This window comes from Parabacteroides goldsteinii (genome assembly GCF_020091425.1).
GTDB classification, from domain to species: domain Bacteria; phylum Bacteroidota; class Bacteroidia; order Bacteroidales; family Tannerellaceae; genus Parabacteroides; species Parabacteroides goldsteinii.
Map to the genome: position 1 here is coordinate 944,423 of NZ_CP081906.1, position 13,062 is coordinate 957,484.

Here is a 13,062-nt window from a genome sequence, read left to right on the forward strand (position 1 = left end):
TTAACAAACATCATTTATTAAAACATTACAAATGTATGAATTATAATCTAATCTATAACAAGACTCTTATGCGAACTTCGTTAACCGTTTGTGCTATCGCTCTGTCGTCTCAGTTACTCTGTGCGGAAGGAGCTTTAGGGCAAAGTCTTAAAGAAAACGATATCACGTATGTGGTGAAACAAACGTCTGTCAGTGACGCTTTTGAACAGTTAAGTAAAATCACCGGTTTTAATTTCTTTTATGACGAATCTGTCTTAAAAGGATTAAAAAATGTAAGCGTACAAATTAAAGAAGGTACGATAGATACTATTTTACACGAATTATCCCGTCAGACGGGATTGTCTTTTAAAAAGATCAATAATACCATATCGGTCAGCAGGGGACAAGCTAACACTTCTTTTCCGGCTGTTGAACAGAAAGTGAAGAAAGTAACAGGTACTATTCGCGATAATCATGGTGAACCCATTATTGGTGCGAATGTGTTTGTAAAAGGTACAACAAGTGGTACAGTGACGGATATGGATGGTAATTTCTCTCTGGAAGTTCCGGAGCAGGGTACTTTAGTTGTCTCATATATTGGTTATCTGACAAAAGAAATGCCGATAGGAAAAGGACAACAAAATGTGGAAGTTGCATTGATTGAAGACACTCAAGCTTTAGATGAAGTCGTAGTTGTCGGTTTTGCGAAACAGAAGAAGGCTAATCTGACCGGTTCCGTAAGTAGTGTTAAAATGGATGAGGTGATGGGAGACCGTCCGGTTCCGACTACAGGTGCTTTATTACAGGGAGCGGTTCCGGGTTTACAGGTTACTTCCGGTAGCGGTGAACCTGGTGGCGGTTTGGATTTTAATATTCGTGGTACAACGAGTATCAATGAAGGTGAGCCTCTTATACTTGTCGATAATGTCCCGTTCTCCGGTTCGTTGAACTTACTCAATCCGAATGATATCGAATCGGTTACAGTCCTGAAAGATGCAGCATCAGCCTCTATCTACGGAGCCCGTTCTGCTTTTGGTGTTATCCTGATTACAACCAAAGGAGCTCAGAAAGAACAGAAGGTGCAGCTGACATACAGTAATAATTTTTCTTTTTCAAAACCAACGAATTTGCCGGTAAAAGCAACTCCGCTTCAGACCGTTCAGGCATATTCCGATATGGGTTATATTACTTATTATTCCGGTCAGACAGTCGATACATGGCTGGATTTACTTCATGAATACGGCTCTAATCCGTCTGCTTATGCGAATGGATATGCTGAGATCGGTGGTATGCGTTATCAGTTGGCACAAACGGATATAATGAAGGATTTCTTATCGGAAACAGGTTTCCAACAGAAACATGATTTCTCTGTGAGTGGGGGGACCGAGCGTTCTTCATACCGTATTTCTTTGGGATATACGGGTTCCGATGGTATTATGACAACCGATATGGATAGTTATAAACGTTATAATGCGAAAGGTTTTATCAGTTCGAAAATAACAAATTGGTTGACTGGACAGTTGGATCTTAGTTTCTATAAGTCGGATAAAGGTATGCCTAGCGGTGCAAATTATGCCAAAGCTGTATGGGCACCGTCTTACAATCCGACAGGTATGATTACAATCAATGATGAGGAATTGTATTCTGGTACGGCAGGTAACCTGACTCGTCTGGGAGGACAGAACACGAATGCGATCTCTGATACGCGTGTTTTTGCCAAATTGATAGCAACGCCGATTAAGGATATGGTTCTTAATGCAGAGTTTACATACGATAATCTGAATGAAACCGAGACAAAGTATTCAAAACGTACCCGGTTTGCTAATTCTGATAAGTTCTCGGAAGAATACACATCTGATTATTCAACATATAGCCGTCAACGTGCTATTACAAATTATACGGCTTTGAACATTTACGGTTCATACGCTAAAAGTTTTGCCAATAATAATTTCTCTTTATTGTTGGGATACAATCAGGAATCCAATCATTATGATTATTTGAAGGCTGAAACTTCAAATATGATCAATGATGATATGCCTTCGATATCTCAGTCTGTGGGTGTACAGAAAGCGTATGATAAGTTTACTGAATATACGGTGATGGGATTTTTCGGACGTTTGAATTATGATTTTGCAAATCGTTATTTGCTTGAACTGAACGGGCGTTATGACGCTTCTTCTAAATTTCCGTCGGGTAGCCGCTGGGGCTTCTTCCCTTCTCTGTCTGTGGGCTGGAGAGTGATGGAAGAAAGTTTTATGGAGCCGTTGCGCGATTATATTCCGGAATTTAAGATTAGAGGATCAATCGGTACGGTTGGTAATCAGAATATCGATCCTTACCAGTTTGTGCCAAGTATGGAATCTGAAAAGTCAAAATGGCTAGATAATAATACACAGCCTATTACTCTGAAGCAACCGGGTTTGGTGAGTGGAAATTTCACTTGGGAAACAGTTCGTACTTTAAATCTCGGTTTCGATATCAGTGCCTTGAAGAATCGTCTTTCTGCCAACTTCGATCTTTTTCGTCGTGATACGAAAGATATGTTGACTAGCGGATCACAGTTACCTGCAACTTTGGGTGCAACAGCTCCTTTACAGAATGTTGCTGATTTGAAATCTACCGGTTTCGAGCTGGAATTGGCATGGCGTGACCAGATCGGTAAAGTGCATTATAATATAGGTTTCAATTTGTATGATTACAAAGCCTATATCACAAAGTTTAAAAATAATGTAGCTGGTGTGATTCGTACTTCTGATAACAAAACGTATGTAGAAGGACAACAGCTTGGGGAAATATGGGGATATGTAACTGATCGACTGTATACGGTCGATGACTTTGTCGAAGGAACTTTGGATGCCAACCTGAAAAATGGTACCCTGAAAGACGGTATTCCTCACGTGGAAGGTGTGAAACCGAATCCGGGAGATATGATGTATAAAGATTTGGATGGTAATGGTATCATTAATTCAGGAAATGAAACGATTTATGATCCGGGTGACCGTAAAATTATCGGAAACAATTCATTACGTTTTCAATATGGTATTAATGGCGGCTTGTCATGGAATAATTTCAGTTTCTCCTTCCTTTTGCAAGGAGTCGGAAAATGTGATAAATGGTTGACCAACGATTTGATCTTCCCGTATTATTATGAATTCGGTACAATTTATGAACACCAACTGGATTACTGGACTTCGGAAAATACAGGGGCCTTCTTCCCGCGTTTGTATGAAACAGGAATGAGAAATACGAACTATGCAGCGAATGTGCGTGCCCAGACAAAGTATTTGACTAACGGTGCTTATCTGCGGGTGAAGAATTTGACACTGGGATATACGATTCCTCAGAGTGTTATTTCTAAAATTGGTATCAATAACCTGAGAGTGTATGTTTCTGCAGAAAATCCGTTTACGTTCGATCATATGCCTAAGGGATTGGATCCGGCAGTTGAAAGTAAAGCGAACGGATTGGGTTATCCGTTTATGAGTTCGTATGCTTTTGGCTTCAGCGTAAGCTTGTAATTCTGTATTATTATGAAACTATTAAAAAGAGAGAATATGAATTTGAAAAAATATATCGTATTACCGGTTATTGCTTTAACCGGTTTGGGATTGACGGGATGTTCAAGTGACTTTTTGGATAAAATCCCTTTGGACCAGCAGACTGAAGCTACTGCATTTAAAACGAGTGATAACTTCAAAACGTATGCCTGGGGATTATATGAATATTTCAACGGATTTCCAACCGATGGGGGATATACTCCGGCTAATATATCGAGTGAGTATGATACGGATAATATCATTTATGCTAATTCCGGAGGAGAGTCTGATTATGCATATCAGTTAAAGAAATTACCGGCAACCAGCGATTCCTGGAGTTTTACGTATATCCGTCGTGTTAATATAATGTTGCAGAATATTGATGGTTCTTCCATGAGTGATGTCGATAAAGACCACTGGAGAAGTGTCGGCTACTTTTTCAGAGCGTTACGTTATTTCGATATGATGGCTGCTTATGGCGATGTGCCTTGGATCGACAAAGTGCTGAGTGATACGGATACGGAGGATCTTTATTGTGAACGTACTCCGCGAGATGAAGTCGCTAAGCATATCCTGGAAGATCTGCAATGGGCGGAAGAACACATCAAAGAAGGTGGTACAGGAACAAATACAATTAATGTTCATGTGGTCAGAGCTCTAATTTCACGTTTCGGATTATTTGAAGGTACCTGGCGTAAATATCATGGATTGAATGATAGCGAAACGTATTTGAGAGCTTGTGCTAATGCTTCAGAAAAGTTGATGAGTGCTTATCCTTCTATCATGCCTAATTATGATGACCTTTACAACTCGGAAGAATTGGTCGGAAAAGCAGGTGTGATCCTGGCAAAACAATATGAAACGGATATGGTAACACATAGTATTACACGTGTTATCCGTTCTTCTGCCTGGTATGTCGATCTGACAAAAGATGCAGTTGACAGCTATTTGTGTTCAGACGGACGTCCGGTTTCTACCAGTAAGGTATATGAAGGTGATAAGGATTTGAATGCTCAGTTCCGTCATCGTGACCGTCGTTTATATTGGACGGTAGTTCCTCCGTATAAAGTAAAATTGACTGGTGCTGCCGGTACATCATTCGGTTGGGAGCATACCGGAGTGGCCAGCGATCGTGAATATATTGACTTTATGGAAGAAATAGGTGGTTCGGCAACGGGTAAGAGTTTGCCGGTTTCTAACTTCGTCGGCTATCAGGTTTCCGGTTTTCCGCACTTCCGTAACTATCCGAACGGGCAGGGATTCTTGGTTACTCACTTAGGTTTCTATTTCTGGAAATATTATAACCGTCACGTCGATAATATGGCGTTGCGTTCCTCTACCGTCGATTATTTGCTTTTCGGTATAGAAGAAGTAATGTTGAATTATGCAGAAGCTAAATTTGAATTGGGCGAATTCTCTCAATCTGTAGCTGATGCCACTATTAATAAACTTCGTGTTCGTGCGGTTATTCCTGCTATGAATGTATCGGAAATAGATGCTTCTTTCGATTTGAATAGAGACCAGAGCGTAGATCCTGTTTTGTGGGAAATTCGTCGTGAACGTCGTATCGAATTGATGGGCGACGGTTTCCGTTTCCGTGATTTAAAACGTTGGAAAAAAGGAGAATATGTGAATAAACAACCATTAGGTGCATGGGTAAAAAGCAGTGACTATGGTAGTAAACTCAATATTCTCGGAGGTGCCGATGAAGGCTATTCCATCTTGTTTGCCAAACCATCGGGTTGGTTGGAAAAATATTATCTGGAACCGATTCCGACACAGGAAATTGCCTTGAATCCTAAACTGAAACAAAACCCCGGTTGGGAAACCGCTGAATAATTAACATCAATTACTTTTAAAGGTTGTTTCTGCGGACAATGTTCTCATAGGGACAACCTTTATTTTTTAATATAATAAATATGAACACTAGAAAATATTTATATATCGTTGCTTTTGTTTTTCTATTTGCCAATGTTTCATTTGCTGCTAAATGGAAAGCTAAACATGTAGTGTTGATCGGTCTCGATGGTTGGGGGGCTTATAGTGTGGAAAAAGCTGAAATGCCCACCGTGAAGAAATTAATGGCTGAAGGTTCCTATACTTTGAAAAAAAGAAGCGTGCTGCCTTCTTCCAGCGCTGTGAACTGGGCTTCTATGTTTATGGGGGCTGGTCCTGAGCTACACGGATATACGGAGTGGGGTTCACGGACTCCTGAACTGCCGTCGCGTGTATTGAGTAAAGATGGCATATTTCCAACAGTATTCGGCCTTTTACGTGAATCGGACGCCAAAGCGGAGATCGGTTGCGTTTGCGAATGGAAAGGTATTCGTTATGTGATAGATACACTGGCATTGAGCTATGACAAACATGTAGCGGAAGCATCGAAAGAACCGGATGCAACAGCTCGTTATGCAGTCGATTATATCAAATCGGCCAAACCGAACTTGTGTGCGGTTATCTTTGATAATCCGGATCATGTGGGGCATGCAGACGGACATGATACTCCTGAATACTATAATATGTTGAAAGTTCTGGATGGCTATATCGCCCAGATAGTAGAAGCTGTTAAAGAAGCCGGAATATTGGATGATACGATCTTTATTGTTACATCCGACCACGGAGGAATCAAAAAAGGACATGGTGGTAAGACTATGCAGGAAATGGAAACAGCTTTCATTATTTCCGGAAAAGGAATCAAGAAAGGGTATGAATTTACAGAAAGTATGATGCAGTTTGATACGGCTGCTACTATCGCTCATATTTTTAACCTGAAACAACCGCAGGTATGGATTGGCCGCCCGATGTTACAGGTTTTCAAATAACATGAGAAGCTCGCGTCTAAAAATAAAAGTACGAATGAATAATCATATAAAAATAAGTTTGGCTTTGCTGTCGGTACCTTTGTGTCAGGCTGCAGCTAAAGAAAATAAGAATGACCGTCCGAATATCGTTATTATCTATTGTGACGATATGGGGTATGGTGATATAGGAGTGACCGGACATCCGGATATAAAAACACCCAATCTGGACCGAATGGCTCTGGACGGTATGCGTTTCACGAATTATTACAGTGCATCACCGGCTTCAACGGCAAGCCGTTATTCTTTGTTGACGGGACGTTATCCGGTTCGTGCCGGTTTCCGGTGGGTCTTGAGTCCGGATGCGGAGAGAGGTATTCATCCCCGGGAATTGACAATAGCCGAACTTCTGAAGGAACAAGGTTATGCTACGGCTATTTATGGTAAATGGCATTTAGGTAGTACGAAGAAAGAATATCTGCCTTTGCAGAATGGTTTTGATGAATATGTCGGCCTTCCGTATAGCAATGATATGATTCCCCCGAAATATCCGGATATTGCTTTGATGTGTGGGAATGATACGCTTAGAATGAATCCGGACCAGTCGGAACTGACGGCTCTTTACACGGAAAAAGCTATATCGTTCATTAAGAAACATAAGAAAGAAAACTTTTTTGTATATGTTCCTTATGCAATGCCCCATGTCCCGTTATATCCCGGAAAAGCTTTTATAGGCAAATCTAAGAGAGGTACTTACGGCGATGCTGTGGAAGAAATCGACTGGGGAGTGGGAGAAATTTTGTCTGCTCTTAAAAAAGAAGGAATAGACAAGAATACGATTGTTTGGTTTATGAGTGATAACGGTCCCTGGTTGCCCCGGAACGAGGAAGGCGATTCGGCCGGTATCTTCCGTGACGGTAAAGGCAGTACCTGGGAAGGAGGGGTCCGCGTACCTTGTTTTGTTAGCTGGCCCGACCATTTGAACGGGCAGGTGAATGAAGAAGTCATTACTTCCATGGATGTTTTTGCTACTTCCGTATGGATGGGAGGGGCAGCGATTCCAACCGACCGTGTTATTGACGGAAAGAATATAGCCTCTTATCTCGGATACGAAAATGTGGCTCCGAAACCGGAAACTCCATACTTCTATTTTGGTATCGACCATCAGCTGATGGCGGTACGTAAAGGACAATGGAAGCTGCATGTGAAAACATACAGCCAATTGGGACTGGATTATTTTAAAGGAGAATTACCGTTACTGTTTAACATTAATGCCGATCCTTCTGAGAAATATAATCTGGCAACCAAATATCCGGAGGTCGTGAAGGAATTGACTTCCCTGATAGAAGAAAAGCTGGAGGAAGTGAAAACGACCGGTGATTTTTTCAGTAAAAACTGAGTATTATTTGTATAGGATAAAAGCTGCCAGCAACAGGCTTATAGAAATGTCTGCGTGCTTGCTGAAATAGACTTTTATGAATTTGAGCGCCTCAGAAATATGTTCCTGTACGGTGTTGACTGAAATACCTAATTCGGCAGCAATTTCTTTATGAGACATACTTTCGATACGGCTCATATTAAAAATCTTTTGACGTTGCGGGGGGAGTTGACTGATTGCATTCTGGAGAATCATCTGATATTCAGTATAGATGATTTTGGAGTCAATCGCTTCTTCTTCCGTAATTTTTTGTGCAGACAGTATTTGTTTCACTTTCTCATCAATATCGATATCCCGGAAATAATTGAGTATGCGGTTCCGGGCCATCGTATAAAGGAAAGAAGAAAAGGACAACTCAGGATTGATAAAGGAGCGCGATTCCCACAAGCGGATAAATATTTCCTGTACAATGTCGTTCGCTTCTTCTTTCGATTTGAGCAGATGGAGGCAAAAATAGTATAACTTATCTTTATAGCGCACATATAACTCACTGAAAGCCGCTTCATTGTCCCGAATGAGTAGTGTGGCTAATTCTGTGTCTGTCTTTTCTTTGAAGTTCATGTACACAAATTCCTAATTTGAGACAATATTACGTTTTTTTCTAGAATAAAAGAAATTCCCGGCAGAATAACTGAGAAATAGTAGTTCCACCGGGAATTTTATGTAGTGTTTCTGTTTTATCAGAACAACTTTTCAGGATATTCACCAGCATTAACCAGCGCCTGAATCTTGTCGACTACTTCCTGGCGGTCTTCCGGATATGTGACACCGAACCATTTACTGTTTGTATCCAAAACTTTTACAGTGGCAGTCTTGTCACTAATCAGTTTATCAACCATCAGCGGGATGAAGAATTCGCTCTTCAGGTTTTCCATGTTTTTCGGATCACTCAGGAATGTTTTGAAGAATTCATTGCTGTAAGCGAAATAATCAGGAGTAAAGCCCCAGAAATTCATGCTGACCGGAGTGGTGTCGGGAGTTGCCGTCCATTCGCCGTTGTCGTCGATATATTTTACTTCGCCATCTATACGCTGGATTTTGGTACGCTCAACGACTGATGTCAGCAGTTGGTTTTCGTCCGTACCGCAAATACCGCGTGAAACGGTTCCGCTTTCGCTCAATGTATTTCCTACACGGAAACCTACCATTGCATAGGTGTTTTTGGAACCGTCAGGCAGTGCAGCCAGATACTTACCCATTACCTGGAAAGAGTCGCGGCCGTAGAAGTCGTCGCAGTTGATTACAGCGAACGGTTCGTTGATCACACCGTCACCCATCATTACAGCATGGTTTGTTCCCCACGGTTTTGTACGTTCCGGCGGGCAGGTAAATCCTTCGGGGAGATTATCCAATGCCTGGAATACTAATTCACAAGGAATATGACCTTCATATTTTGAGATGATCTTATCACGAAAATCCTGTTCAAAATCTTTACGGATAACAAAGACAAGCTTTCCGAAACCAGCCTGAATAGCATCATAGATTGAATAATCCATAATTGTTTCTCCGTTAGGACCTAGTCCGTCCAATTGTTTTAATCCTCCATAGCGGCTGCCCATACCGGCTGCCAATAGAAATAATGTAGGTTTCATAATTCTTTTATTTTAATTAGATAGTGTATTTTTCATTTTGCTGACAAAGGTAGAAAACTATTTACGAACGGCAAGATAATATTCTTCTGATTTGAGATGTCGGCCGAAATAAAATATCCTTACCCTGAAAAATTCACTTCACTTCCAGTACAACGATGGATTTGGCCGGAATATTGATTTTCAGCTGCCCTTTCTCCACTTTGGCACCGTTGAAAGCCACCGGTTTTACTGCGTCCGGTTTTTCGAACGTATTATGATCGTTGATGGAGGCGGAGGTCAGGATGCGGCCATTTACGCCCGATATTTTCTGGCCTTGCAGGTCAAGCGTGATGTTTTGCGTATTGTCGATGTCTACGTTTGCCAGTGTGATGTGGATCAGACCGTTTTTATCTTTGGAAGCGGATGCGCTCAGCATCGGGACTTCGCGGTTGTCGCGTACCCGGGCTTTGTCACAGATCAGGTCCATCGGCAGGAATGTAGCATCCTGATGCACTTTGTACATTTCAAATACATGATAAGTAGGTGTCAGTAACATCTTCGGGCCGTTGGTCAGGATCATGGATTGGAGTACGTTGACGATCTGGGCGATGTTGGTCATTTTCAGACGGTCGGTGTATTTATGGAATACGTTCAGGGACAAGGCGGCAACGAAAGCGTCGCGCATGGTATTCTGCTGGTAAAGATGACCGTTGATGGTTCCGGGTTCTTCGTCCCACCAGGTACCCCATTCGTCAAGCATCAGGGCTACGTTCTTTTTAGGGTCGTACTTATCCATGATCGTGATATGTTTTTTTATCACATCTTCTATTTCCAGGCATTTCCCCATTGTCCAGTAATAATCGTCTTTGTTGAAATTTGTTGCCGAGCCTTTGCTTCCGTTCCAACCGGAAACGGTGTAATAATGCAGGGAAAGCCCGTCCATGCGGCCGCCAACGTTTTTCATCAGCACCTCCGTCCAGTTATAATCGTAGTCGCTGGCACCGCTCGCAATTTTGAATAAACGGTTTCCGTCGTAGTTGCGGCAGTAGGTAGAGTAGCGGCGGTACAGGTCAGCATAATATTCCGGGCGCATGCTGCCTCCGCAGCCCCAACTTTCATTACCGACCCCGATGAATTTTACGTTCCAGGCTTTGTCGCGGCCGTTCTGACGGCGCAGGCGTGCCATCGGGCTGTCACCTTCCGAAGTCATATATTCAATCCATTTGGCCATTTCTTCCACGGTACCGCTTCCGACATTGGCACTGATATAAGGTTCGCATCCCAGCAATTCGCAGAGGTTGAGGAACTCATGGGTTCCGAAACTGTTATCTTCGATCGTTCCGCCCCAGTTGTTGTTGACCATTTTCGGACGGTTCTCTTTCGGGCCTATACCGTCCATCCAGTGATACTCGTCGGCAAAGCAGCCACCCGGCCAGCGGAGGTTGGGAATTTGCAACTCTTTCAGGGCGTTGAGTACATCGTTGCGATACCCTTGTGTATTAGGTATGTCAGAGTCAGGACCCACCCAAAGGCCGCCATAAATACAAGTACCGAGATGCTCGGCAAACTGCCCGTAGATGTGTTTGCTGATTTGTTGTGTTCCTTGCTGGGGATACACACGGATGCTTGCCTCTTTTTGGGCAAACAGGGGGAGTGCCAGAAAAGCAAGGGCACTGATGAATAACTTTCTCATGATATTATTTTTAAATGTTCACATACAACTTTTTACTGTATTTGTGGTGCATCGATGGCATCCAGCTTCCTCAAAGTTTCCAGCCTGAAAGCACCGGGCCAGGCCACCAGCCATGAATTGATCCGGTCGAAATGAGGTGCGGCATCCCAGTTCCAGTGACTTTGCAGATAGGCTTCATTCTGGGAACCGACAGGGCGGACACGTCCGTTTATCACCAGTGTACCGTCGGATATCAGTTGGCAACCGTTATTCCAGATGGCAATCGCTTTTTCTTTCCACTGGCTGTCTCCCGTCAGTTTCGTCAGCTCAAACCATTCCGGCACCCAGAACAAAGCGTACGGGTCCAGGTGATGATGCTGCACGGAAACAGAAGTCGCACCGAAGGTCTTATAGTTGTATTGGGTGAAGTTGTCGTTTTCCGGATAAACGCCGTTATAATGCCACAACCAGGTAGACAGATAGTAGGAGACGGCAACGGCATCATCGAGGTATTCTTTGTTGCTTGTCAGGTTATACAGCTTCAAAGCCGAGCGCAGGAGGGATATGGATGACTCCTTGTCGATACACCAGGTATCCAAAGCCCCAGCCGTAGAATATCCTTTTGTTTTCAGTTCGCTCACATAATGATCGTAAGCCCGGGTTGCGGAAGATAAATAGGCGGAGTCTTTCGAACGCGTGAATGCTTCGAGCATGGGGGGAACCATGAAACAACCGATAGTTCCTTCCCGGTAGAAACATTCTCCGTTCGGATACCAGCCGCGGCCATATACTCCGTTGTCCTGCTGGTCGTTTCTGACGAAATCGCAGATACCGAAAGCCAGGCTTTCATAATCAGGTCTTTCCAGTCCGCAGGCTTTCACCAGTTCAGTCGCTTCGAAATAATTCAGGGCGGCCGTTCCCAGGTTACAGGCATCTATGACGACATTGTCGATCTGGCTTCTCTGGCCGGAGATACGGTCATAGTTCGTGATAAAAAGTCCGTTAGGCAGCCGGCAGAGTTTGGCCCATGCATCGAGGGTGGCTACCCCTTTGTCCAGAGATTCTTTGTTTTTATGTTTGATATAATCGAAAAGCAGTGAATTGGCAAAAGACGCATTTTGTCCGCACCAACCTATTTCGTATCCTTTCCGTTTACTCCATTCCCCGCTTTTATCCGGCGAGAAACCGATTGTAAATCCACTGAAAGCACCCTCTTTCGTCCAAAGATATTCTTTAGCATATCGGAGGCCCAGTTCCCATATTTTGGCGGGTGGATAAATAGCTGTCCCTTGTTTGTCGGCACGCTCCCAGGCTTCGTGCAAGAAGTTATGCATGGCATAATGATGGGGCAGCACGTCGCAGACGGAGAGATAAGCGGTCAATGTAACTGTTTCCCCTTTGGATAATTTTTCCTGTTTCTGATATCCCGGTTTGTAGCGGTCCCTGGCTGCATACATGACCGGCATTTCTTCTTCCGGCCAGATAAGCCGGTGGGTAGTGGTCTCCCTGTCCGGCATCAGGGAACAGGAGATACTCTCTTTTTCATTCTGGGGGACATCGCTCCACATGGCAACGGCAAACCGTGTCCCTTCCGAGTAGGTTGCTCCGGGAATAGGTGTGCTGCGGTAGGAATAAGTTCGCCATTTCCCGTTTTGCTGTGCACCTTTGGGTTCTTTTCCGCGTCCCCAGTTGTTTCCGTTGTAAGAGACGGAAGGTATCATCCAGTAATCGGAGGCAGATTTGTGTACGAAATCCAGGTTGATCCTGGCCGTCTCCATGTCTTCCAATGCTGTGTATTGGCAGGTGATCTTAAACGTACAGGAATTGAGCATTTCAATCTGATCTGTACGATTCATTCCTTTTGTTACGGAAGGGTTCAACTCTCCGACAACCGTTTTTCCGGACATGAGAACCATTCTGTCATCCTGGTTTTTCCAGTGATATTTATCAGACTGGCAGGACAAAAGGATGAAGCATAGAACGAAATAGAATAAGTGTAGTCTCATAAATATGTGATTTTGTCTAAAGTCTTCATTCTAACAAGGTTAATGCCAACAAATGTATGTAA

General features: G+C 43.2%; 8 protein-coding genes. 4 read left to right on the forward strand and 4 right to left on the reverse strand.

The genetic code is table 11. The annotated features are described in order from the left end of the window. Nucleotides 1-35: 35 nt before the first annotated feature. The 4 genes from K6V26_RS04785 (at nt 36) to K6V26_RS04800 (ending at nt 7,712) form a co-directional block, all read left to right on the forward strand. Nucleotides 36-3,497, forward strand: a complete 3,462-nt coding sequence (locus tag K6V26_RS04785; protein ID WP_122327581.1) for a TonB-dependent receptor — start codon at nt 36-38, stop codon at nt 3,495-3,497. 36 nt (nt 3,498-3,533) lie between these two features. Further along, entirely contained in the window at nt 3,534-5,354 is a 1,821-nt protein-coding gene (locus tag K6V26_RS04790; protein ID WP_122327580.1) for a RagB/SusD family nutrient uptake outer membrane protein, read from the forward strand. Between the two features lie 80 nt (nt 5,355-5,434). Beyond that, nucleotides 5,435-6,337, forward strand: coding sequence for an alkaline phosphatase (locus tag K6V26_RS04795; protein WP_224264725.1), 903 nt, complete (start codon nt 5,435-5,437; stop codon nt 6,335-6,337). A 34-nt stretch (nt 6,338-6,371) separates the two neighbouring features. Continuing rightward, nucleotides 6,372-7,712, forward strand: coding sequence for a sulfatase family protein (locus tag K6V26_RS04800; protein ID WP_224264726.1), 1,341 nt, complete (start codon nt 6,372-6,374; stop codon nt 7,710-7,712). 3 nt (nt 7,713-7,715) lie between these two features. Here the strand turns inward: K6V26_RS04800 and K6V26_RS04805 are convergent, their stop codons facing one another. The 4 genes from K6V26_RS04805 to K6V26_RS04820 all read right to left on the reverse strand — a co-directional run bounded on the left by K6V26_RS04805 (nt 7,716) and on the right by K6V26_RS04820 (nt 13,000). Then, on the reverse strand, nt 7,716-8,312 hold the full coding sequence (locus K6V26_RS04805) for an RNA polymerase sigma-70 factor (protein ID WP_007652692.1): 597 nt from the start codon (nt 8,310-8,312) through the stop codon (nt 7,716-7,718). A 119-nt stretch (nt 8,313-8,431) separates the two neighbouring features. Then, nucleotides 8,432-9,343: a glycosyltransferase family protein gene (locus K6V26_RS04810; protein WP_224264727.1), complete on the reverse strand. Its 912-nt coding sequence runs from the start codon at nt 9,341-9,343 to the stop codon at nt 8,432-8,434. 133 nt (nt 9,344-9,476) lie between these two features. Further along, on the reverse strand, nt 9,477-11,015 hold the full coding sequence (locus K6V26_RS04815; protein WP_224264728.1) for an alpha-N-arabinofuranosidase: 1,539 nt from the start codon (nt 11,013-11,015) through the stop codon (nt 9,477-9,479). A gap of 32 nt (nt 11,016-11,047) precedes the next feature. Next, complete coding sequence (locus K6V26_RS04820) at nt 11,048-13,000, reverse strand: hypothetical protein (RefSeq protein WP_224264729.1); 1,953 nt, start codon at nt 12,998-13,000, stop codon at nt 11,048-11,050. Nucleotides 13,001-13,062: the final 62 nt, after the last annotated feature.

Coding starts and splice junctions, on each gene's coding strand:
- K6V26_RS04815 (WP_224264728.1), bottom strand. CDS start 11,015: ATGAGAAAGTTATTCATCAGTGCCCTTGCTTTTCTGGCACTCCCCCTG.
- K6V26_RS04790 (WP_122327580.1), top strand. CDS start 3,534: ATGAATTTGAAAAAATATATCGTATTACCGGTTATTGCTTTAACCGGT.
- K6V26_RS04820 (WP_224264729.1), bottom strand. CDS start 13,000: ATGAGACTACACTTATTCTATTTCGTTCTATGCTTCATCCTTTTGTCC.
- K6V26_RS04810 (WP_224264727.1), bottom strand. CDS start 9,343: ATGAAACCTACATTATTTCTATTGGCAGCCGGTATGGGCAGCCGCTAT.
- K6V26_RS04800 (WP_224264726.1), top strand. CDS start 6,372: ATGAATAATCATATAAAAATAAGTTTGGCTTTGCTGTCGGTACCTTTG.
- K6V26_RS04805 (WP_007652692.1), bottom strand. CDS start 8,312: ATGAACTTCAAAGAAAAGACAGACACAGAATTAGCCACACTACTCATT.
- K6V26_RS04795 (WP_224264725.1), top strand. CDS start 5,435: ATGAACACTAGAAAATATTTATATATCGTTGCTTTTGTTTTTCTATTT.
- K6V26_RS04785 (WP_122327581.1), top strand. CDS start 36: ATGAATTATAATCTAATCTATAACAAGACTCTTATGCGAACTTCGTTA.